Source organism: Azospira sp. MPR-LB4 (genome assembly GCF_058809525.1).
On the sequence record NZ_CM179521.1, the window covers coordinates 313,692 to 335,191 of the forward strand.

Genomic DNA, 21,500 nt, shown 5'->3' on the forward strand with positions numbered 1-21,500 from the left:
GGCGGGCGGAACGCCAATCCCCGCGGGGGCTTCGGGTCGGCCCGAAGCCCCGTCCTGCTTGGTTCGCCGCGGCCTGCGGCGTACAATCCCCGCTTCAAACTCCCTATTTTTCAAGGAACTCCGGATGCCCTTGCGGCGCTCCACCTATCTGCTGGCGACGCTGGTCGGGCTGCTCTGGTTGGGGCTGGTCGTATGGATTTCCATGGACGTGCTGCAATCCCGGGAAATGGCCATGGATGCGGCCCGGCGCCAGGGCGAGGCCCTCGCCCGGGTGCTGGAGAGCAGCCTGCAGGGCTCCATCCAGAAGGTGGACCTGCGGCTGCAGGAGTTCGTCCGCCGCCATCAATATGCGGTGGCGGCAGGACGCCCCCGGGAGGAGCTGGAGCCGGAACTGAACCGCTCCCTCGGCATGTTCCCCGAGGCCCTCAGTTTCCGCGTCGCCGACACCCAGGGGCGCTACATCTACGACGCTTCCGGCGTCCTGGCCAGCAACGTCAATATCGCCGACCGGGATTATTTCCGCCTGCTCCAGGACCAGCCCGGTGCCGGCCTGGTGGTGTCGGGGCCGATGCAGTCCCGGGTCACCGGCGACTGGGTGCTGGTGGCGGCCCGCCGCCTGCAGGATGAAGGGGGCACTTTCCAGGGCGTGGTGCTGGCCTCCCTGCGGGTGAAGTATTTCGAATCCCTGTTCGGCACCCTCAACCTGGGCCCCCGGGACACCATCGCCCTGTGGACCCGGGACATGCGCCTGATGGCCCGCTGGCCCCACCTGGAAGCGCGCATGGGGCAGCCGGTGGCGAACAGCCCGACCCAGGACTTCCTGCAGCGGGGTGAGACCAGCGGCTCCTTCATCCGCACCGGCGAGCTGGACGGCATGGACCGCCTGTTCGTCTTCCGCGCCCTGCCGGAGCACGATTTCCTCGTCACCGTCGGCTATGCCATCGACGACGTCCTCGCCTCCTGGCGGCATCGGGCCCTGATCTATGCCTGCCTCGGCCTGGTGCTGACCGTGGCCCTGGCCTTCACCGTGCTGGTCTGGCACCGGCGCTTCTCGGCGGCCACGGCCCTGGCCCAGCGCATGAGCCGGGCGGCGGAGGAGAAGAACCGGGAAAGCCTGGCCCTGCTTGACGCCATTCCCGATCCGGCCTGGCTGCTGGATACGCAAGGCACCTATCTGTCGGTGAACGAGGCCTTCTGCCGCTATGCCGGCCGCCCCATGGAAGAGGTCATCGGCCACAGGGTGGAAGACCTGTTCTCGGAGGAGGAAACCCGCCGCATGACGGAAGGCAGCCTGCGGGTGATCGAGGCCCGCAGCCCCATGCGGGAAGAGGTGTGGCTGGACCTGCCCCGGGGCCGGGTGCCCTTCGAGTTCCTGCGGGCGCCGGTGTTCGACGCCGCCGGCCAGGTGCGGGCCCTGGCGGGTGTCGCCTGGGACATTTCCTCCCGCTACGAGGCCGAGGAGCGGCGCCGCCTCATCACCCACGTTTTCGACCACAGCATCGAGGCCATCCTGATCCTGGATGCCACCGGCCATATCGTCACCTTCAACAACGCCTTTGCCGAGCTGTCCGGCTATACGGTGGAGGAGAGCGCCGGCCAGCAGCCGGATTTCCTCGCCTCGCCCTGCAACGAACCCGACTTCCGCGCCCAGATCCGCGCCACCCTGGACCGGGGCGAGAACTGGCTGGGCGAGGCCATCGCCCGGCGCAAGGACGGCAGCGACTGCCCGGTGTGGTGCAACATCGGCGCCATCGTCAATGAGCAGGGGGCCATCGTGAACAAGGTGGCCTTCGTCACCGACCTGTCGGAAAAGAAGGCGGCCCAGGCACAGATCGAAACCCTCTCCAACGTGGATCAGCTGACCACCCTGCCCAACCGGCAGTGGTTCTCCCGCATCCTCGGCGAGTGGCTGCAGGAGGGCTGCCAGGGCGCCCTGGTGCTGCTGGACCTGGACCAGCTGAGCCGGGTGAACGACGCCTTCGGCCACGCCGCCGGCGACGAGCTGCTGCGCCGGGTGGGCGAGCGGCTGCGCAAGGGCCTGCGGCCCCACGACATCCTGGGGCGCCTGGGGGGCGACCAGTTTGGCATCCTCATCGACGGCCGCGACGACAGCCGTTCCGTGGCCACCGTGGTGCGCCATCTGCTGGACATCCTGGCCCATCCGATCCAGATGCAGGGCAGCGACGTGGTGACCACCGCCTGCGCCGGCATCACCCTGTTCCCCCAGGACGGCAACGATGTGGCCCTGCTGCTGCGCAACGTGGATACGGCCATGCACCACGCCAAGAACAGCAACCTCAATTCCTACCACTTCTTTGCGCCGGAAATGAACCAGCGGGTGGTGGAGCGCCTGCGCCTGGAAAGCGAACTGCGCCTGGCCCTGCAGCTGGACCAGCTGGAACTGCACTACCAGCCCCAGGTGGAGATCGGCAGCGGCCAGATCAACGGCTTCGAGGCCCTGCTGCGCTGGAATCATCCGGAACTGGGCATGGTCTCGCCGGCGGACTTCATCCCCCTGGCGGAGGAAACCCGGCTGATCCTGCCCATCGGCGCCTGGGTCCTGAAGGAGGCCTGCCGGCAGAACCGCCAGTGGCAGGACCAGGGCCTGCCGCCCATGGTGGTGGCGGTCAACCTTTCCGCCCTGCAGTTCCAGGAAAGCGACCTGGTGGCCATGGTTTCCGCCGCCCTCATGACCTCCGGCCTGGCGCCCCGCTGGCTGGAGCTGGAGATCACCGAGAGCGTCATCATGCAGGAGCCGGAGCGCATGGTGGGCATCCTGGAAGAGCTGAAGTGCCTGGGCGTGCGGCTTTCCATCGACGACTTCGGCACCGGCTACTCCAGCCTCTCCTATCTCAAGCGTTTCCCCATCGACAAGATCAAGATCGACCGCTCCTTCATCCGCGATGTGGTGAGCAGCCAGGGCGACGCGGCCATCGTGCGCATGGTCATCGCCATGGCCGGGGAACTTGAACGCAAGGTCATTGCCGAAGGCGTGGAAACCAACGAGCAGCTCGACTTCCTGCGGCTGCACCAGTGTCACGAATTCCAGGGCTTCCTCTGCAGCCGGCCGGTGCCGGCGCTCCAGGTGCCCGAGTTGCTGGCTGCCGGAGCCGAAGCAATCTGATGTTCCGGGGAGCCCTGGCGGCGCCCCGGCCCCTTTCATTTGCCGTTGCCCGCGGGCGGCGGCGGGCCTTGGCCCTCATTAGCCCCTCTCGTCGCCACCATGGAATCGCCTAAGCCTCTTACCTCCTACCGCAAATATTGGGCCCAGCGCTTCGGCTCCGCCCCCTTCCTGCCCATGAGCCGGGAGGAGATGGACAAGCTGGGCTGGGATTCCTGCGACGTGATCCTGGTCACCGGCGATGCCTACATCGACCATCCCAGCTTCGGCATGGCCCTGGTCGGCCGCCTGCTGGAGGCCCAGGGCTTCCGCGTCGGCATCATCAGCCAGCCGGACTGGCATTCGGCGCAAGACTTCAAGCGCCTGGGCAAGCCCAACCTGTTCTTCGGCATCACCGCCGGCAACATGGATTCCATGGTGAACCGCTACACCTCGGACCGGAAAATCCGCTCCGACGACGCCTACACCCCCAACGCCGAGCCCAACAAGCGCCCCGACCGGGCCGTCACCGTCTATGCCCAGCGGGCCAAGGAAGCCTATCCGGGGACGCCGGTGGTGCTCGGCTCCATCGAGGCCTCCCTGCGCCGCATCGCCCATTACGACTACTGGAGCGACAAGGTGCGGCGTTCCGTGCTGCCCGACTCCAAGGCCGACCTGCTGATTTTCGGCAATGCGGAACGGGCCCTGGTGGAGCTGACCCACCGCCTGGCCCGGGGCGAGAAAATCGGCGACATCCGCGATCTGCGCGGCACCGCCTTCATGGTGCCCAAGGGCTGGCTGCCCGGCGAGGATTGGGGCGCGGTGGATTCCACCAGCGTGGACATTCCCGGCAAGGTGGATGCCCATCCCGATCCTTATTCAATGGGTGACAGCGGCCCCCGCAGCGCCCCGCCCTTTGCCGCCCAGGCCCAGGCGGCGGAGCAGGGCGGCGAGGTGGCGGTGCTGCCCCTCAAGTTCGTCCCCGCCGCCGAACGGGTGGCGGCGCGCAAGGAGCAGCGGGCCAAGACCGTGGTGCGCCTGCCTTCCTACGAGCAGGTGGTGGAGGACCCGGTGCTGTACGCCCACGCCTCCCGCACCTTCCACCTGGAATCCAACCCCGGCAACGCCCGGGCCCTGGTCCAGGCCCACGGCGAGCGGGATGTGTGGCTCAACCCGCCGCCCATTCCCCTGACCACGCCGGAGATGGACCACGTCTACGGCCTGCCCTACGCCCGGGCGCCGCACCCGTCCTACGGCGAGGCCAAAATCCCGGCCTGGGAGATGATCCGCTTCTCCATCAACATCATGCGCGGCTGCTTCGGCGGCTGCACCTTCTGCTCCATCACCGAGCACGAAGGGCGCATCATCCAGAGCCGTTCGGAAGATTCCATCCTGCACGAGATCGAGGAAATCCGGGACAAGACCCCGGGCTTCACCGGCACCATCTCGGACCTGGGCGGCCCCACCGCCAACATGTACCGCCTGGCCTGCAAGGACAAGAAGATCGAGTCTTCCTGTCGCCGCCTCTCCTGTGTCTTTCCCGGCATCTGCGAGAACCTGGGCACCGACCATTCCCACCTGATCAGCCTGTACCGCAAGGCCCGGGCCATTCCCGGGGTCAAAAGGGTGCTCATCGGTTCGGGCCTGCGCTACGACCTGGCGGTGCAGTCCCCCGAGTACGTCAAGGAACTGGTGACCCACCACGTCGGCGGCTACCTGAAGATCGCGCCGGAGCACACGGAGGAGGGGCCCCTCAACAAGATGATGAAGCCGGGCATCGGCACCTACGAACGCTTCAAGCAGATGTTCGAGAAGTTCTCGAAGGAGGCGGGCAAGGAGCAGTACCTGATTCCCTACTTCATCGCCGCCCACCCGGGCACCACCGACGAGGACATGCTCAACCTGGCCCTGTGGCTGAAGCACAACAACTTCCGCCTGGACCAGGTGCAGACCTTCCTGCCCACGCCCATGGCCCTGGCGACGACCATGTGGCACAGCCGCAGGAATCCGCTGAAGAAGGTGGGGCGCGGCTCGGAAGTGGTGGAGACGGCCCGGGCCGGACGCCAGCGCAAGCTGCACAAGGCTTTCCTGCGCTACCACGATCCGGAGAACTGGCCCCTGCTGCGGGAGGCCCTGAAGGAGATGGGCCGCTCCGACCTCATCGGCAACGGCAAGCGGCACCTGATTCCCATCTTCCAGCCCCCGGGCACCGGCATGAAGGCCGAGGCCATGGTGCGGCGGGACGCCCGGGAGGCGCGGGACGGCGCTGCGGGCCGGCCCCAGGGCGGCAATCGGAAGCCGGCAGCAGGCAAGGCTGGGGGGCAGGCAGGACGCGGCTCTTCATGCCAGGCACGGCGTCAGGCAGAAGGGGCGGGCCCTCGCGGCACGCCCCGTCCGGGAGCCAAGCCTAGCGCTGCTCCCAGCGGACGTCGCCGCAAATAACCTGCAGTTCCCCGTTCACCTTGAAGCTGCAGGAGAGGGTGACGCACAGGCTGGCGCTGGAGATGGAGAGGTAGGGCCGGGTCACCTGGACCTTGCCGAAATTCTCCACGGCCCGGCGGAAGTAGGGCCGGCGGGCCCAGCGGGCGCCCTTGGTCTTGGCCAGGGGGGCGAAGCGGGCGTCCTGGTTGGGCGAGGCGTCGCTGCTCCACAGGTTGGTGCCGATCTGCTGGCCCTGGGCGTCGAGCAGGTAGCAGAAGGCGGCATTTTCCAGTTCCAGGAAGGAGGCGCAGGCCTCCTCCAGGGAGCGGCCGGCGGAGAGCAGCACCGAGGCGTAGCCCAGGGCGTTGAAATAGGGCGCGATGTTCTCGTGGTAGCTGCGCTTGTCCCGCAGCCAGCGGGCATCAAAGGTCTGCCACAGGTCGTTCACCGCAAGGCCGGCGCTGGCGTCGGTGCTGACCCGGGGGGCAGGGCGGCCGAAATAGTAGCCCTGGACGAAATCAACGTCGGATTCCAGGGCGATGTAGGCTTCGTCGGCGGTCTCCACCCCCTCCATCAGCACCATGGCCCCGGCTTCGTGCAAGAGGGAGACGATCTGGGGCAGGGTGCGGCGGATCTTGGGGTCGGCGGCGGCCTGGACGATGATGGAACGGTCCAGCTTGACGATTTCGGGGCGGATGCTCCACACCCGGTCGAAGTTGGAATGGCCGGCGCCGAAGTCGTCCAGGGCGATGAGGAAGCCCAGGCTGCGGAAGAACTCCACGGCGGCCTGGAAGCGGCTGTTGTCCTGCACCGCCTCCTCCAGCACCTCGATCACCAGGCGCTGGGGCGCCAGGCCCGTGTCCCGCAGCAGGGCGCTGACCAGTTCGTCGGCCTTGAGGTTGGGGCCGTTGAGGAAGACCTCCGGCGACATGTTGATGAACAGCCAGCCGTCGGCTTCCGGCTGGGCCGCGAAATTGTGCAGGTGGGTGGCCCGGGCCAGACGGTCCAGGTGCAACAACGTGGGATAATCCCGGTTCGCCCGCCCCAGCAGGTCCAGGGGGGAGATGGGCGTCTGCCCCGGGCCGTGGCCGCGCATCAGGGCCTCGTGGCCGACGATGCGCCGGTGGGAAAGGCTGAAAATGGGCTGGAAATGGCTGGAAATGGCCACATCGCCGAAACGGCCGATGCGGCTGCCGGCAGGCTCCCCGTTTTGCGCCGGCTCCAGGGCGGCGATTATTTCGGCATATCCCGACTCGCCAATGATGGTCGGGATGCAATAACTGTTCAAAATGAAGTTCCTGGACAAAGTTCTCAACATTCTAGACCAAAAGTCATATGCAAGAGCGTACCCCCTATGAAATGCTGGGCGGCCCCCAATCCCTGCGGGAACTGGTGGACCGGTTTTATGACCTGATGGACCTGGAGCCCGAGTTCGCAGAACTGCGGGCCATGCATCCGCCCACCCTGGACGGCTCCCGGGACAAGCTGTTCATGTTCCTCTCCGGCTGGCTCGGCGGCCCCGACCTGTTCGTGCAGCAGTTCGGCCATCCGCGGCTGCGGGCCCGGCACATGCCCTTTTCCATCGGCACCGAGTCCCGGGACCAGTGGGTCAAGTGCATGGTGCGGGCCATGGAGGAGGTGGGGGTGGAGGAAGCCCTGCGCCTCAAGCTGGGCGTCAATTTCTACAACACCGCCGATTTCATGCGCAACCGGGAAGGCTAGGGCGTCCCCGCCGGCAGCATCGCCGGGGTGCCGGGGCCTCCCGGCGCCCGGTGTCTGCCCGCCGGGGCAGGCGGGACGGGCCTTCCGGCATGGCCTGGGCGGAGGGGCAGTACTGGCGCCCCTGTCCGTGATGGCCCGTAAAAAACCATATTGCGCTGCAAAAACAAGGGGCTGATTGTGCTATCATCACGGCCTTCCAAAAAAGGGTTGGCCGCTGTCGACCGCCAACGCCCCATCTTCCCCACCGAATTCTTTTTTTAGCGAATCTTCATGTCCCGTCCGATCCGTAACATCGCCATCATTGCCCACGTGGACCACGGCAAGACCACCCTCGTGGACCAGCTCCTCCGCCAATCCGGCACCTTCCGCGAAAACCAGCAGGTGGACGAGCGGGTGATGGACTCCAACGACCTGGAAAAGGAACGGGGCATCACCATTCTGGCCAAGAACACCGCCATCGAATACGAAGGCACCCACATCAACATCGTGGACACCCCGGGGCACGCCGACTTCGGCGGCGAAGTGGAACGGGTGCTGGGCATGGTGGATGGCGTGGTGCTGCTGGTGGATGCCGTCGAAGGCCCCATGCCGCAAACCCGCTTCGTCACCAAGAAGGCCCTGGGCCTGGGTCTGCGTCCCATCGTCGTGATCAACAAGGTGGACCGTCCCGGTGCCCGTCCCGACTGGGTGGTGGACCAGACCTTCGACCTGTTCGACAAGCTGGGCGCCACCGACGAGCAGCTGGACTTCCCCATCATCTACGCCTCCGGCCTCAACGGCTTCGCCAAGCTGTCCCTGGAAGAAGAGTCCAGCGACATGCGTCCCCTGTTCGAGACCGTGCTGTCCCACGTGCCTACCCCCGCCGGCGATCCCGAGGCTCCCCTGCAGCTGCAGATTGCCGCCCTGGACTACTCCACCTATACCGGCCGTCTCGGCGTCGGTCGCGTGCTCAACGGCCGCATCAAGCCCGGCCAGGCCGTGGCCGTGATGAACCACGGCGACCAGGTGGCTTCCGGCCGCATCAACCAGGTGCTGGGCTTCCAGGGCCTGGACCGGGTGCCGGTGGAACTGGCCGAGGCCGGCGACATCGTCATCATCTCCGGCATCGAGGAAATCGGTATCGGCCTGACCATCGCCGACAAGGACAACCCCGTCGGTCTGCCCATGCTGACCGTGGATGAGCCCACCCTGACCATGGACTTCATGGTGAACTCCTCCCCCCTGGCCGGCACCGAAGGCAAGTTCGTCACCAGCCGCCAGATCCGCGACCGCCTGACCAAGGAACTGCTGACCAACGTGGCCCTGCGCGTCGAAGACACCGCCGACTCCGACGTCTTCCGCGTCTCCGGCCGGGGCGAGCTGCACCTGACCATCCTGCTGGAAAACATGCGCCGCGAAGGTTTTGAAATCGCCGTGGCCAAGCCCCGCGTCGTCTTCAAGGACATCGACGGCGAGAAGTGCGAACCCTACGAAAACCTGACCATCGACCTGGAAGATTCCCACCAGGGCGCCGTCATGGAAGAACTGGGCCGTCGCCGCGGCGAGCTGACCAATATGGAATCCGACGGCCAGGGCCGCACCCGCCTGGAATACCACATTCCCGCCCGGGGCCTGATCGGCTTCCAGTCCGACTTCATGACCATGACCCGCGGCACTGGTCTGATGAGCCACATCTTCGACGACTACAAGCCCGTCAAGCCGGACCTGCCCGGCCGCCACAACGGCGTGCTGATCTCCCAGGAAAACGGCGAGGCCGTGGCCTACGCCCTGTGGAACCTGGAAGATCGGGGCCGCATGTTCGTCAGCCCCGGCGACAAGCTGTACGAAGGCATGATCATCGGCATCCACAGCCGGGAAAACGATCTGGTGGTGAACCCCATCAAGGGCAAGAAGCTGACCAACGTGCGTGCCTCCGGCACCGACGAGGCCGTGCGTCTGACCACCCCGATCAAGCTGACCCTGGAATCCGCCGTCGAATTCATCGACGACGACGAACTGGTGGAAATCACGCCCAAGTCCATCCGCATCCGCAAGCGTCACCTCTCCGAGAACGACCGCAAGCGCGCGGCCCGTTCCGACGCCTGAGCCTCATGCTGAACCGCTGCCTGCCCTGTCGCGCATTCCTTGCCCGGCACCGGCGGGCGGTGCGCTGGGCGGTCTTCGTGGCCGCCCTTTGTCTTTTCTTCTTCTGGCTCGGCACCGTCGCCAAGCCTGTCACCGCCAGCGGCTTCTGCCGCGTCTATTACTGACTTCCGTCCGGAAGTCTGGTCAATGCCCGTACCGGCCCCTCAGGGGCAATAGCGCTGGAGAAAGGCCTCTGGTGGCAGGGGGCGGCTTTCCAAGTAGCCCTGGAAACTGTCGCAGCCCATGGTCCGCAGCAATTCCAGCTGGGTCTGCCGCTCCACGCCCTCGGCCACCACCTTGTGCCCCAGGGTGTGGGCCATGGCCAGGATGGCGCGCACGATGGCGGCCGCTTCCCCGTCCTGGTCCTCGTCCAGGGGGAAGATGAAGGACTTGTCGATCTTCAGGGTGTCGATGGGCAGCAGGCGCAGGTAGGAGAGGGAGGAATAGCCGGTGCCGAAGTCGTCCAGGGCCAGGCCGACGCCGGCCTCCCGCAGGCGCCGCAGTTCCTCCAGGCAGTCGGCCTCCTGCCGCAGCAGCACGGATTCGGTCACTTCCAGTTCGATGGTGGAGGGCGGCAGGCCCTCCCGTTCCAGGCGCAGCAGCACGTGCTCGGCGATGCCGCCGCCCCAGAACTGGCGCGCCGAGAGATTGATGGCGATGCGCGGCGGCGTGGCCCCCATGCCTTGCCGCAGCTGCCAGTGGCGGCGCCAGGCGGCAGCCCGGGCGATGGCCGTGTCCAGCACCCAGAGGCCGATGGGAACGATGAGGCCGGTTTCCTCGGCCACCGGGATGAACTGGTCCGGCGGGATCAGGCGGCCGCCGTCGTTCCAGCGCAGCAGGGCTTCGGCCCCCAGCAGGCGGCCGCTGGCCAGGTCGATCTGGGGCTGGTAGTAGAGCTGCAGCTCGTCGCGCTCCAGGGCCCGGCGCAGGCCGTTCTCCAGGCTGACCCGGGACTGCAGGCGCTCGTTCATGCGGCCGGTGTAGAAGCGCACGGTGTTGCCGCCGCTGGACTTGCCCTCGTACATGGCGGTGTCGGCGTTGCGCAGCAGGGTGTCGGCGTCGTCGCCGTCGTCGGGATAGAGGGCGATGCCGATGCTGGCGGTGAGGAAGAAGTCGTAGCCATCCTCCCGGTAGGGGCTGGCGAGGGTTTCCAGCAGCTTGGCGCCGATCTGGCCGGCCTGTTCCGGCAGCTGCAGGTCTTCCAGGATGACGATGAATTCGTCGCCGCCCTGGCGCACGATGGTGTCGGACTGGCGCAGGCATTCCTGCAGGCGGCGGGCCACGCTCTGCAGCAGCCGGTCGCCCTGATTGTGGCCGAGGGAGTCGTTGATGTTCTTGAAACGGTCCAGGTCCACGAACAGCACGGCGGCCCGGCTCTGCTGGCGTTTGGCCCGGGTCAGGGCCTGGGGCAGGCGGTCCGCCAGCAGCAGCCGGTTGGGCAGGCCCGTCAGCTGGTCGTGGTGGGCCAGGTAGCGCATGCGCTCCTCGTGCAGCTTGCGCTCGGTGATGTCGGTGACGGAGCCGGCCATCAGGGTGGCAACGCCCCGGGCGTCCCGCACGGCGATGCCGCGGGAGGCGATCCAGCGGTATTCGCCGCTCTTGGCCCGCACCCGGTACTCGCAATAGAAGTGGGGCGTCAGCCCCTTGAGGTGCTCGGACACTGCCCGGTTGTAGCGGGCCGTGTCTTCCGGATGCACCAGGGTCAGCCAGGCGTGGGTATCCATCAGAAAGTTTTCGCCGTAGCCGAGAATGGCGTGAAGGCGCTGGCCGGCCGTCAGCTCCTTGCTCAGGGGGTTCCAGGTCCACATGCCGTCGTGGGCCCCTTCCATGGCCAGTTCGTAGGCCCGGGCGGCACGGCGCAGGATGACGATTTCCCGCACGCTGCAGACGGCGGCAACGCCGCAGGCGAGGAAGGTGAGCCAGGACAGCCAGGGCTGCTCCACATACACCGCCGCCAGGCCGGCGCTGATGCAGGCGGCCAGCAACAGCAGGGGCGGCCAGGAGTGCCAGCTGCGGTGCAGCCCGACGCCCTGGGGCGGGGTGCTGTCGGCGGTGCCGAGGATGAGGGGCAGGATCTGGGGCATGGACTCAGTCTGGTCTACGGTCTGGGCCGGGTTGGGCGGAGCGCCCCGCCGGCCGGAACGGTTTTCCGGCGGCGGGCGGCCGCAGTATCGTCAAGGTTAGAGCGTCTGGCGCCATCTTGCCATCCCTATCTACTACTTTTGGCTTATTCTGCATCCGGACAAGGCAAGTTAAAGGAGCAACCCCATGGCCGATGAGCAGTCGCTGGTCATATTTCAGGTCGGCAGGATAACCCTGGCCCTGCCATTGCAGGAGGTGGAACACATCCTTTCCCTCGGCGGCGAGGAGGGGCGGCAGGGCATTTCCGCCGAGGGCGGCATGATCCTGTTCCAGGGCCAGGCCATTCCCTGGCGGCCGCTGTGGGACCCCCTGGGGGAGCCCAGCGTGTTCCGCGAATTCGACGAGCTGGCCCAGACCCTGCCCCGGCGGCGGCAGGACCATCTGGACTGGATGGCAGCCCTGGAGCAGTCCCTGCGCCACGACATTCCTTTCACCAAGGCCCACAGTCCCCGGGAGTGCGCCTTCGGCCAGTGGTTCTACGCCTTCCGCACCGAGGATCGGCGGCTGGCCCTGCTGCTGTCCCAGTTCGAGCATCCCCACGCCGTGGTCCATGGCCTGGCCGAAGTGCTGCTCGGCCAGGTGGCGGCCGGTCGGCGGGAGGAGGCCCTGGCAGCCCTGGAGGCGGCCCGGCAGGGCGTGCTGGCGGAACTGCTGGCGCTGTTCGATACGGTCATTGCCCTGGTGCCTACTTTGAAGCGGCCCCTGGCCCTGATCCTCAATGACTCGGGCCAGCGCACCGCCCTGGGCGTGGACCGGGTGCTGGACATCCGCTCCGTCAGCGCGGCCGAGGTGCATCCGGCCCGGGGCCGGCTGGGCAGCCTGGTGCCCCAGGCCTTCATCGGCGACAGCGCTTCCGGCGGCGCCCTCATTCCCCTGCTGGCGGCCTCCCAGCTGGCCAGCCTGGGCTGAGGCGGAGGGCGCTGTCTAGCCGCCGGTGGCGGACATGAAGCGCACCACCTGGGGCGCATCCAGCTGGCGGGTGAAATCGTGGCCCAGGGCCTTCATGCCCAGGGTGCGCAGGATGGCCTGGCGCGCCGGTTCGTCGTCTTCGGGGTGGCGGCGCAGCAGGGGCAACAGGGGGGTGGCGTCGTTCTGCCCGAGGCAGGGATAAAGCTCGCCGGTGGCGGTGACCCGCACCCGGTTGCAGGTGTCGCAGAAATTGTGGGAGTGGGGCGAGATGAAGCCGACCCGGGTCTCGCTGCCGGCAATGCGCCAGTAGCGGGCCGGGCCGCCGCTGCTCTCGTCGCTGGCCTGCAGGGGGAAGCGTTCCTGCAGGCGCAGCAGGGCTTCGTCGGAGGAGAAGTAGGTGCCGCTGCGACCGTGGCCCAGGTCTCCCAGGGGCATTTCCTCGATGAAGGCGATGTCCAGCCCTTCGGCCATGCAGTAGGCCACCAGGTCCGCCAGTTCATCGTCGTTGGTGCCGCGCATCATCACCGTGTTCAGCTTGATGCGCCGGAAGCCGGCGGCCTGGGCCGCGGCGATGCCGCGCAGCACCTGGTGCAGGTCGCCGATGCGGGTGATGGCGCGGAAACGCTCCGGGCGCAGGCTGTCCAGGCTGATGTTGAGGCGCTGTACGCCGGCCCGGGCCAGGGGCGCGGCAAAGCGTTCCAGCTGGGAGCCGTTGGTGGTCAGCACCAGTTCCTTCAGGCCCTCCAGGGCGGCCAGCCGCTCCAGCAGCCACAGGGCGTCCCGCCGGACCAGGGGTTCGCCGCCGGTGATGCGCAGCTTGGTGACGCCCAGGCCGACGAAAAGGCGGGACAGGCGCAGGGACTCCTCCAGGCTCATCACCTGGTGCCGGGGCAGGAAGGTCATGTCCTCGGCCATGCAGTAGGTACAGCGGAAGTCGCAGCGGTCGGTGAGGGACAGGCGGAGATAGCTGATGCGGCGCCCGTGGCCGTCCTGCAGCGGGCCGGCGCCCGGCGGCAGGGCAATGGCTGCGGCATTGTCCGGGGGGAAGGCGAGGAGGCCGGAGCGGGGCGGCAGGCTGTCGTTCTGCATGATTACTTGGCTGTCGGGGATGGCGGTTGGACCAGATCGAGCTTCATTGGTTTTATCCGGGGCGCCCATGATATGGGTCAAATCCGTTTTTCGTCGCCAAGGCTGTCGGTGGTTTTACCTCCGGGGTGTGCCATACGTCATACATGGCTTATGATGCCCTATCTCCACAGCCCGGTTCGTCTGCCATGTTCCGCTTCGCCACCAAGGAATCGCCCCGGCTCAAGCGCCTTCGCTCCATTTCCCTGTTCCAGGACCTCAGCGTCCGGGAGCTGGTGATTGTGGACCTGCTGCTGCATGAACGCCGCTATCTGGCCGGCGAGGTGGTCTTCGATGCGGGGGAGGACGGGCAGGGCATCTATTTCGCCCTGGACGGCCGCATCGGCATCTTCCATCCGGGCCACAGCAATACGCCCCTGGCCGAACTGGGGGGCGGCAGCTTTTTCGGCGAACTGGCCCTGCTCGACGACAGCCCCCGCATGGCCCAGGCCCGGGCCCTGGACGACAGCACCCTGGCGGTGATGTTCCGCGGCGAGTTTGTCGGCCTGTTGCAGACCCATGCCCTCATCGCCTCCAAGATTTCCCTGCAGCTGGCCCGCCATCTGGGGCAGCGGTTGCGCAGCATCAGCCTGCCCCAGCCTCAGCCCCAGGAGGTGGTGGCGTGAGCCCTGTGGTCCGCCCCTTCCCCCGCCAGCCCCGTGCGGCGGGCCCCCTGGTGTGGGCCTGCATCCTCGGCACGACCTGTCTGCTGCTGTTCCTCTTCCAGAAAATCCTGTGGCTGGTGGTGCCCTTCATCCTGGCCCTGATCATCTATTACGCCCTCCTGCCCGCTGTCTTGCGACTGGTGCTGGCGGGCTATTCCGTCACTGCCGGCGCCTCGTTGGTTTGCTTTGGTGCCTTCCTTCTCCTGGGCGGCGCCCTGGGCCTGGCGGCCCCCTGGATTGCCGCCCATGCGGTGAGCTGGAACGAGTGGGGCGGGCGCTATCTTGCCGGCGGCGTGGGCTTCGTCCTGGGGAGTCTGTCCTCCCTGGAAAACAGCTTTGAATTCCTGGCCCAGGCCCATCTCACGGACAGCGTGCGCAAGGGCATCTCCGATTTTTCCGCCAATTTCGTCTCCCGCAACCTGGCCGGCGCGGTGATGCTGGCGGCGGCCTGGCTGCCCTCCCTGCTGCTGGCGCCTTTCCTGGCCTTCTTTTTCCTGCGGGACGGGCGGCGTTTCAAGAAATTCATCATCCATGCCGTGCCCAATGCCTTTCTCGAGCGCACCCTGTACCTGCTGGACGAAGTGGATCGCACCGCCCGCATGTACTTCACCGGCCTGCTCAAGCTGACCCTGCTCGACACCCTGACCCTGGCTCTGGGGTTGTGGGCCCTGGGGATTTCGGCCCCCTTCCTGCTGGGGCTGGTGACTGCCGTCCTGGCCTGGGTTCCCTATGTGGGCTCCATCCTCGGCTGCGCGTTGGTGGTGCTGGTGGCGGCCACCGATTTTCCCGGCAATCCGGGCATGGCCTACGGTGCCATCGGCCTCTTCATCCTGGTGCGCCTGCTCGACGATTTCTTCTTCATGCCCATGACGGTGGGGCGCAGTCTGCACCTGCATCCGCTGCTGACGGTGATCATGATTTTCGTCGGCGGTGCCGTGGCGGGCATCTCCGGTCTCATGCTGGTGTTGCCCCTGCTCGGTGTGGTGATGGTTCTGGGGGAAACCGTGGGGCAGGTGGTGAACGATCCCCGCCTGCAGGCCCGCCATGCCCATGCCCGCCGCCTGCGGCACGCGGCGGTGACCGGGGACCTGCTGTGATATTGGCCCCTTGGCGGGCGCCGTCGCTTGCGCGTAGAGTGGGGGTGCGGCCTGTCCGGGCCGGCTGGGAAGGTGGTGTCGCTGCGGTAAACGGAAACGGCCCGCACGAATGCGGGCCGCTTGAATTTGGCTCCCCGACCTGGGCTCGAACCAGGGACCTACGGATTAACAGTCCGGCGCTCTACCGACTGAGCTATCGAGGAACTACTACAACTAACCTTGCTGCAAAACAGCCCTGCGGCTGCCTTCTGAATTCTTGGCTCCCCGACCTGGGCTCGAACCAGGGACCTACGGATTAACAGTCCGGCGCTCTACCAACTGAGCTATCGGGGAACAGAAGAGGCGCGAATTATAGTTTTCAAAATTAACGTCGTCAATCGGATCATTAAAAAAATATGGATACGAATCTGATCTACGAAAAGACCGCCGCGGGTGAGGAGGCAATGCGTCAACGCACCCGCCTCGTGCAGCGTCATTTGCGCATGGTGTTGATCCTGGTGGACGGACGAACCAGCGTTGCCGACCTGGGGGAAAAGGTGGGCAACGAGCAGCTGGTGGAGAGCGCCCTCAGCGAACTGGAAAAGGACGGCTTTATCGCCCCCGTGCTGGAGCAGCCGTCGGTCTGGGACAAGGGCACGGCGGTGGTGCAGAAGGTCAAGGAAGTGGCCCTGGGCCAGCTTTCCGCCTTCGGCGGCAATTCCCGCCAGGAAGAGGTCCAGGTCGCACCGGCAGCGCAGGAGGCTGTGGCACCGGTGGCGTCCCCGGCCGAGACGGCGCCACAGGCTGGCTCGGCACCTGCTGACAAGCCGCCCACGGTCGCCTGGCTGGCCGGCTGGTCCACCCAGACGGAAGCGTCGGCCGAGGGCGGCAAGGCGTCGCGGCCGAAGAAGACGCCTGCAGGCGAAGAGACGGGCATCCGTCCCATCCGTCGCGGGGGACGTGCTCCCCTGGGGCCGTTGGGCAAGGCGCTGTGGGGTGTGTGCGCAGCCCTGGGGCTGGCTCTTGCGGCGCTGCTGCTGTATCCCTATGACAACCATCGGCCGGAGGTGGAGGCGGTGCTGACCCGCATGCTGCAGCAGCCGGTGAAGGCGGCCCGGCTGCACGCCACCTTCCTGCCCCATCCCGGGCTGGTGCTGGAAGGCGTGCACGTGGGCCAGGGGGAGGGGATTGCCATCGGCAGCGTGCGTTTCCTGCCCCAATTGGGACATTGGCGGACCCTGAAGCAGGTGGAGGTGCGTGGCGTGAGCCTGCCTCTGCCGGTCCTCGCCAGCGTCTCTGAATGGGTCCAGGGGGCGCGGGCGGCGGCGGTGGTTTTCCCCGCCATCGAACTGGGGGAGATCACGCTCCAGTTGGGCGGCCAGTCCCTTGGTCCCCTCGCTGGTACCCTGGTGCCGGAAGGGGCTGCCATGCCCCTGCGCCTGTCCTTGCATGACGAGGCCCGCACCTTGTCCCTGGACCTGACCCAGGCCCCGGGGGGCATGCAGTTGAGCCTGGAAGGACTGGGCTGGGAGCCGGTGAAGGACAGTCATCTCCGTTTTGATTCCCTCAATGCCCAGGGGCTTCTGACCCGGGACGGGCTGCGCCTGTCCAGTATCGATAGCCGAACCCTGGAGGGGCAGGTGAGCGGCTCCCTTTCCCTCAACTGGAACGGCGGAGTGCGCCTGGAAACGGATCTGGTGCTCAAGCATCTTTCCCTGGCCCGGCTTAATCAACTGCTGCTGGGAGGGGCGAAGGGCGAGGGGCAGGTCGATGCCTCCCTGCGCCTGAGCGGCCGGGCGGCCGACTGGTCGCGTCCCCTGAGCCTGGCCCAGGGAGAGGGCAGTTTTGTGGTGAACCGGGGGCTGCTGCCGGTGGATCTGGCAGAGGCCGTGCGGCGGGCATCGAGCGAGCCGCTGCGCGGCGGTGAGACCCGCTTTGAACAACTGGGCGGCAAGGTCCGGGTGGACCTGCAGGGCAAGCGCTTCTACGACCTGCAGCTGACTGCCGGCCTGCTGCGTGCTTCCGGTGTCGCTGCGGTGAATGTCGATGGCAGCCTGGGAGGCAGCCTGGATGTCCAGGTGGGTGGCAAGGGTAACGTGCTGCGCATGCCCCTGACCCTGGGCGGTACCCTGGAGGCTCCGGTGTTGCGCGGCGGGCGCCGCTGAATCGAGAGATAGGGCGAAAAAAAGGGCGAGGTGGAAACCTCGCCCTTTTTCATGCAGTTGCAGTTGCAGCCGGCTGTCAGGCCTTCAGCACGGCGGCAATGGCATCGACCACGGCGTCGATGTTCTTGCTGTTGAGGGCGGCCAGACAGATGCGGCCGGTACCCACGGCGTAGATGCCGAACTCGTTGCGCAGCACATCCACCTGGGCGGAGGTGAGGCCGGTGTAGGAGAACATGCCGCGCTGCTTCACCACGAAGGAGAAGTCCTGGGCCACGCCCTTGGCCTTCAGCTTGTCCACCAGGGCCACGCGCATGGCGCGGATACGGTCGCGCATGCCGGCCAGTTCGTCTTCCCACATCTGGCGCAGTTCGGGAGTGGACAGCACCGCGGCCACCACGGCACCGCCATGGGTGGGCGGGTTGGAGTAGTTGGTGCGGATGACGCGCTTCACCTGGGACAGGACGCGGGCGGACTCTTCCTTGCTGGCGGTGACGACGGACAGGGCGCCGACGCGCTCGCCATAGAGGGAGAAGCTCTTGGAGAAGGAGCTGGAAACGAAGAACTGCAGGCCGGAGGCGGAGAAGGCGCGCACGGCCACGGCATCGGCGTCGATGCCGTCGGCGAAGCCCTGGTAGGCCATGTCCAGGAAGGGCACCAGACCCTTGGCCTTGCACACGTCCACCACTTCCTGCCACTGGGCGTCGGAGAGGTCGGCACCGGTGGGGTTGTGGCAACAGGCGTGCAGGATGATGATGGAACCGGCAGCCAGGCCTTCCAGGAAGGACTTCATGCCGGCGAAGTTCACACCGCGGGTGGCGGCGTCGTAGTAGGGATAGTTTTCCACCACGAAACCGGCGGACTCGAACAGGGCCCGGTGGTTTTCCCAGGAGGGATCGCTGATGTAAACCTTGGCGTTGGGGGAGATGCGCTTGAGGAAATCGGCGCCGATCTTCAGCGCGCCGGTGCCACCCAGGGCTTCGGCGGTGATGACGCGGCCGGCGGCCAGCAGCTCGGAACCGGCACCGAAGAGCAGGTTCTGCACGGCCTGGTTGTAGGCGTTGAGGCCCTCGATGGGCTGGTAGCCGCGGGGCGGCATGGTTTCCAGGCGGGCCTTCTCGGCGGCCTTGACGGCAGCGAGGAGGGGAATCTTGCCGTTGTCGTCGTAATAGACGCCAACGCCCAGGTTAACCTTGGTAGCGCGGGTGTCGGCGTTGAACGCCTCGGTCAGACCAAGAATCGGGTCCCGCGGAGCCATCTCCACGGAAGCAAAGATCGACGAACTCATGCGTTGCTCCTGTTGTGCCAGTCATGCGGCGCTGCGCCATGCGCCATGCCGCGAGTTGGTGAATAATGTGCGCTTACAAGTTGTTCTGCCGATGATTCACTGCAGCGAAAGCAGAAGCAACAGGCGCAACGGATAATTCTAACATGAGCACATCCCCCAGCAGCCCGCAAACCGCGGAAGTCGTCACCTTTCCCGGCAGTCCCTATCGCCTGCACCAGCCGTTCCCTCCCGCGGGGGATCAGCCGGAGGCCATCCGCCTGCTGGTGGAGGGCCTGGAAGACGGTCTGTCCTATCAGACCCTGCTCGGCGTGACCGGCTCCGGCAAGACTTACACCATGGCCAACGTCATTGCCCGCACCGGCCGGCCGGCCCTCATCCTGGCGCCCAACAAGACCCTGGCGGCCCAGCTCTACGCCGAGTTCCGGGAATTCCTGCCGGAGAACGCGGTGGAGTATTTCGTCTCCTACTACGATTACTACCAGCCCGAGGCCTACGTGCCCTCCCGGGACCTGTTCATCGAGAAGGATTCGTCCATCAACGACCACATCGAGCAGATGCGGCTGTCAGCCACCAAAAGCCTGCTGGAGCGGCGTGATGTGGTGATCGTGGCCACCGTCTCCTGCATCTACGGTATCGGCGACAAGGACGACTATCACAACATGATCCTGCACCTGCGCCAGGGCGACAAAGCCGGCCAGCGGGACATCATCAAGCGCCTCTCGGAAATGCAGTACGAGCGCAACGAGGTGGATTTCCAGCGCGGCACCTTCCGTGTCCGCGGCGACGTCATCGACATCTTCCCCGCGGAGCACGCGGAACACGCCATCCGGGTCTGCCTTTTCGACGACGAGATCGAGACCCTGCAACTGTTCGATCCCCTGACCGGCCACCTGCTGCACAAGCTGCCCCGTTTCACCATCTATCCCTCCAGTCATTACGTCACACCCCGGGCCACGGTGCTGCGGGCCGTGGAGGGCATCAAGGAGGAGTTGCGCAAGCGGCTGGAGTTCTTCCACAAGGAACAGCGGCTGGTGGAAGCCCAGCGCATTGAGCAGCGCACCCGCTTCGATCTGGAGATGCTCAACGAACTGGGCTTTTGCAAAGGCATCGAAAACTACTCGCGCCACCTGTCCGGACGCAAGCCAGGCGAAGCACCGCCAACCCTGCTGGATTACCTGCCGCCCGACGCCCTGATGTTCATCGACGAATCCCACGTGGCCATCGGCCAGGTGGGCGCCATGTACAAGGGTGACCGTTCGCGTAAGGAAAACCTGGTGGATTACGGTTTCCGCCTTCCGTCGGCCCTGGACAACCGCCCCCTCAAGTTCGAGGAATTCGAGCGCCTGATGCGCCAGACCATCTTCGTTTCGGCCACGCCTTCTGATTATGAAAAGCAGCACCAGGGCCAGGTGGTGGAGCAGGTGGTGCGCCCCACTGGCCTGATCGACCCGGTGGTGCTGGTGCGTCCGGCCATGACCCAGGTGGACGACCTGCTCTCCGAAATCCGCAAGCGCATCGCCGTTTCCGAGCGGGTGCTGGTAACCACCCTGACCAAACGCATGGCCGAGGACCTGACCGATTACTTAAGGGAAAACGGCATCAAGGTGCGCTATGTGCACTCGGATATCGACACCGTGGAGCGGGTGGAGATCATCCGCGACCTGCGCCTGGGGGAATTCGACGTGCTGGTGGGCATCAACCTGCTGCGGGAAGGTTTGGACATCCCCGAGGTATCCCTGGTGGCCATTCTCGATGCGGACAAGGAGGGCTTCCTGCGTTCGGAGCGTTCCCTGATCCAGACCATCGGCCGGGCCGCCCGTCACCTCAACGGGACAGCCATTCTCTATGCCGACCGGGTGACGGACTCCATGCGGCGTGCCATGGACGAGACCGAGCGGCGCCGGGCCAAGCAGATGGCCCATAACGAGGCCCACGGCATCACGCCCAAGGGGGTCTCCAAGCGCATCAAGGACATCATCGACGGCGTCTACGACCCCGACGCGGCGCAGAAGGAACTGAAGGCTGCCCAGCAACAGGCGGTTTATGAAACAATGTCCGAAAAGAATCTGGCCAAGGAAATCAAGCGGCTGGAAAAACAGATGCTCGAGTCAGCCAAGAACCTGGAGTTCGAAAAGGCAGCGGCGGCCCGGGATGAATTGTTCCGCCTCAAGCAGCAGGCCTTCGGGGCGGCAGTGCATGACAGGGATGAGACATGATCAAGGTTCTTTTCGTCTGCATGGGCAATATCTGCCGCTCCCCCACGGCAGAAGGCGTTTTCCGCAAGCACCTGCAGCTGCACAATCTGGAGTCCCGGGTCCAGGTGGATTCGGCCGGCACCCACGGCTACCACGTCGGCGAATCGCCGGATCCCCGTACCCAGCGGGCAGCTGCCGAGCGGGGGTACGACCTGTCCGAACTGCGGGCGCGCAAAGTGGCGCCCGACGACATGGAATATTTCGACCTGATCCTGGCCATGGACCGGCGCAATCTGGAAGGCCTGCGGGCTATCTGCCCGCCGGAGCGTCAGCACCGTCTCAAGCTGTTCATGCACTACGCCCGCAATTTCGACGAGGACGAGGTGCCGGATCCCTACTATGGACTCGGCTACGGTTTCGATGTGGTGCTGGACATGGTGGAGGATGCCTCCCTCGGCCTCATCGAATCCCTCAAGCGCGAACTGGGCTGCGAAGAACCGCTTGGCACCGGCAGGGGCGGTATGCGGAGCGTTGAGCGGGCCTGACTTCCCCTGGGATCGTGCCTGCCCGA

At 66.3% G+C, this 21,500-nt stretch carries 15 protein-coding genes and 2 tRNA genes; 11 read left to right on the forward strand and 6 right to left on the reverse strand.

The annotated features are described in order from the left end of the window. The first annotated feature begins 124 nt into the window (after positions 1 to 124). Both AC3QLZ_RS01450 and AC3QLZ_RS01455 read left to right on the forward strand, forming a co-directional pair. The gene (locus AC3QLZ_RS01450) at positions 125 to 3,124 is read left to right on the forward strand and encodes a bifunctional diguanylate cyclase/phosphodiesterase (RefSeq protein WP_014237473.1); all 3,000 of its coding nucleotides are present in this window, start codon (positions 125 to 127) and stop codon (positions 3,122 to 3,124) included. Between the two features lie 174 nt (positions 3,125 to 3,298). Next, positions 3,299 to 5,542: a YgiQ family radical SAM protein gene (locus AC3QLZ_RS01455; RefSeq protein WP_238526380.1), complete on the forward strand. Its 2,244-nt coding sequence runs from the start codon at positions 3,299 to 3,301 to the stop codon at positions 5,540 to 5,542. Here AC3QLZ_RS01455 and AC3QLZ_RS01460 read toward each other — a convergent pair. After that, positions 5,508 to 6,809 (reverse strand): sensor domain-containing phosphodiesterase, encoded by a 1,302-nt coding sequence (locus AC3QLZ_RS01460; protein WP_014237475.1) that lies wholly within the window; start codon positions 6,807 to 6,809, stop codon positions 5,508 to 5,510. The two genes, AC3QLZ_RS01455 and AC3QLZ_RS01460, sit on opposite strands and share 35 nt — an antisense overlap. Positions 6,810 to 6,856: 47 nt before the next feature. Between AC3QLZ_RS01460 and AC3QLZ_RS01465 the strand changes: the two genes are divergently transcribed. The 3 genes from AC3QLZ_RS01465 (at position 6,857) to AC3QLZ_RS01475 (ending at position 9,492) form a co-directional block, all read left to right on the forward strand. After that, positions 6,857 to 7,243 (forward strand): group II truncated hemoglobin, encoded by a 387-nt coding sequence (locus AC3QLZ_RS01465; RefSeq protein ID WP_014237476.1) that lies wholly within the window; start codon positions 6,857 to 6,859, stop codon positions 7,241 to 7,243. Between the two features lie 270 nt (positions 7,244 to 7,513). Further along, a complete protein-coding gene (gene typA / locus AC3QLZ_RS01470) occupies positions 7,514 to 9,328 on the forward strand; it encodes a translational GTPase TypA (protein ID WP_014237477.1) in 1,815 nt (604 codons plus the stop codon). 5 nt (positions 9,329 to 9,333) lie between these two features. Continuing rightward, positions 9,334 to 9,492 carry a hypothetical protein gene (locus AC3QLZ_RS01475; RefSeq protein WP_014237478.1) on the forward strand — a complete coding sequence of 53 codons (159 nt, stop codon included), beginning with the start codon at positions 9,334 to 9,336 and terminating at the stop codon, positions 9,490 to 9,492. Positions 9,493 to 9,531: 39 nt separating this feature from the next. Here AC3QLZ_RS01475 and AC3QLZ_RS01480 read toward each other — a convergent pair whose 3' ends face one another. Continuing rightward, a complete protein-coding gene (locus AC3QLZ_RS01480; protein ID WP_014237479.1) occupies positions 9,532 to 11,451 on the reverse strand; it encodes a putative bifunctional diguanylate cyclase/phosphodiesterase in 1,920 nt (639 codons plus the stop codon). A gap of 184 nt (positions 11,452 to 11,635) precedes the next feature. Between AC3QLZ_RS01480 and AC3QLZ_RS01485 the strand changes: the two genes are divergently transcribed. Then, positions 11,636 to 12,418 (forward strand): CZB domain-containing protein, encoded by a 783-nt coding sequence (locus tag AC3QLZ_RS01485; protein WP_014237480.1) that lies wholly within the window; start codon positions 11,636 to 11,638, stop codon positions 12,416 to 12,418. 15 nt (positions 12,419 to 12,433) lie between these two features. Here AC3QLZ_RS01485 and moaA read toward each other — a convergent pair whose 3' ends face one another. Beyond that, positions 12,434 to 13,507, reverse strand: coding sequence for a GTP 3',8-cyclase MoaA (moaA, locus tag AC3QLZ_RS01490; protein ID WP_205230006.1), 1,074 nt, complete (start codon positions 13,505 to 13,507; stop codon positions 12,434 to 12,436). A gap of 185 nt (positions 13,508 to 13,692) precedes the next feature. On the opposite strand from moaA, the gene AC3QLZ_RS01495 reads away from it, so the two are divergent. Together AC3QLZ_RS01495 and AC3QLZ_RS01500 are read left to right on the forward strand one after the other, a co-directional pair. Then, positions 13,693 to 14,169: a cyclic nucleotide-binding domain-containing protein gene (locus AC3QLZ_RS01495; RefSeq protein ID WP_014237482.1), complete on the forward strand. Its 477-nt coding sequence runs from the start codon at positions 13,693 to 13,695 to the stop codon at positions 14,167 to 14,169. Further along, positions 14,166 to 15,305, forward strand: a complete 1,140-nt coding sequence (locus AC3QLZ_RS01500; protein ID WP_014237483.1) for an AI-2E family transporter — start codon at positions 14,166 to 14,168, stop codon at positions 15,303 to 15,305. Before AC3QLZ_RS01495 ends, AC3QLZ_RS01500 begins: the two co-directional genes overlap by 4 nt. A gap of 127 nt (positions 15,306 to 15,432) precedes the next feature. Here AC3QLZ_RS01500 and AC3QLZ_RS01505 read toward each other — a convergent pair. Together AC3QLZ_RS01505 and AC3QLZ_RS01510 are read right to left on the reverse strand one after the other, a co-directional pair. Then, positions 15,433 to 15,508, reverse strand: a tRNA-Asn gene (locus AC3QLZ_RS01505). Between the two features lie 54 nt (positions 15,509 to 15,562). After that, positions 15,563 to 15,638, reverse strand: a tRNA-Asn gene (locus AC3QLZ_RS01510). A 62-nt stretch (positions 15,639 to 15,700) separates the two neighbouring features. Between AC3QLZ_RS01510 and AC3QLZ_RS01515 the strand changes: the two genes are divergently transcribed. Then, positions 15,701 to 17,449 (forward strand): hypothetical protein, encoded by a 1,749-nt coding sequence (locus tag AC3QLZ_RS01515; protein WP_014237484.1) that lies wholly within the window; start codon positions 15,701 to 15,703, stop codon positions 17,447 to 17,449. Between the two features lie 76 nt (positions 17,450 to 17,525). Here AC3QLZ_RS01515 and AC3QLZ_RS01520 read toward each other — a convergent pair whose 3' ends face one another. Further along, the gene (locus AC3QLZ_RS01520) at positions 17,526 to 18,734 is read right to left on the reverse strand and encodes an amino acid aminotransferase (protein ID WP_014237485.1); all 1,209 of its coding nucleotides are present in this window, start codon (positions 18,732 to 18,734) and stop codon (positions 17,526 to 17,528) included. A gap of 143 nt (positions 18,735 to 18,877) precedes the next feature. Between AC3QLZ_RS01520 and uvrB the strand changes: the two genes are divergently transcribed. Together uvrB and AC3QLZ_RS01530 are read left to right on the forward strand one after the other, a co-directional pair. Then, on the forward strand, positions 18,878 to 20,950 hold the full coding sequence (uvrB, locus tag AC3QLZ_RS01525) for an excinuclease ABC subunit UvrB (protein ID WP_014237486.1): 2,073 nt from the start codon (positions 18,878 to 18,880) through the stop codon (positions 20,948 to 20,950). Further along, positions 20,947 to 21,474, forward strand: coding sequence for a low molecular weight protein-tyrosine-phosphatase (locus AC3QLZ_RS01530; protein ID WP_014237487.1), 528 nt, complete (start codon positions 20,947 to 20,949; stop codon positions 21,472 to 21,474). The genes uvrB and AC3QLZ_RS01530 overlap by 4 nt, the downstream gene beginning before the upstream one ends. The last annotated feature ends 26 nt before the right edge of the window (positions 21,475 to 21,500 follow it).

Excerpts from the sequence above, each read along its gene's own strand:
- AC3QLZ_RS01450 (WP_014237473.1), top strand. The coding sequence starts at position 125 with ATGCCCTTGCGGCGCTCCACCTATCTGCTGGCGACGCTGGTCGGGCTG.
- AC3QLZ_RS01455 (WP_238526380.1), top strand. The coding sequence starts at position 3,299 with ATGAGCCGGGAGGAGATGGACAAGCTGGGCTGGGATTCCTGCGACGTG.
- AC3QLZ_RS01465 (WP_014237476.1), top strand. The coding sequence starts at position 6,857 with ATGCAAGAGCGTACCCCCTATGAAATGCTGGGCGGCCCCCAATCCCTG.
- typA (WP_014237477.1), top strand. The coding sequence starts at position 7,514 with ATGTCCCGTCCGATCCGTAACATCGCCATCATTGCCCACGTGGACCAC.
- AC3QLZ_RS01475 (WP_014237478.1), top strand. The coding sequence starts at position 9,334 with ATGCTGAACCGCTGCCTGCCCTGTCGCGCATTCCTTGCCCGGCACCGG.
- AC3QLZ_RS01480 (WP_014237479.1), bottom strand. The coding sequence starts at position 11,451 with ATGCCCCAGATCCTGCCCCTCATCCTCGGCACCGCCGACAGCACCCCG.
- AC3QLZ_RS01485 (WP_014237480.1), top strand. The coding sequence starts at position 11,636 with ATGGCCGATGAGCAGTCGCTGGTCATATTTCAGGTCGGCAGGATAACC.
- moaA (WP_205230006.1), bottom strand. The coding sequence starts at position 13,507 with ATGCAGAACGACAGCCTGCCGCCCCGCTCCGGCCTCCTCGCCTTCCCC.
- AC3QLZ_RS01495 (WP_014237482.1), top strand. The coding sequence starts at position 13,693 with ATGTTCCGCTTCGCCACCAAGGAATCGCCCCGGCTCAAGCGCCTTCGC.
- AC3QLZ_RS01515 (WP_014237484.1), top strand. The coding sequence starts at position 15,701 with ATGGATACGAATCTGATCTACGAAAAGACCGCCGCGGGTGAGGAGGCA.
- AC3QLZ_RS01520 (WP_014237485.1), bottom strand. The coding sequence starts at position 18,734 with ATGAGTTCGTCGATCTTTGCTTCCGTGGAGATGGCTCCGCGGGACCCG.
- uvrB (WP_014237486.1), top strand. The coding sequence starts at position 18,878 with ATGAGCACATCCCCCAGCAGCCCGCAAACCGCGGAAGTCGTCACCTTT.
- AC3QLZ_RS01530 (WP_014237487.1), top strand. The coding sequence starts at position 20,947 with ATGATCAAGGTTCTTTTCGTCTGCATGGGCAATATCTGCCGCTCCCCC.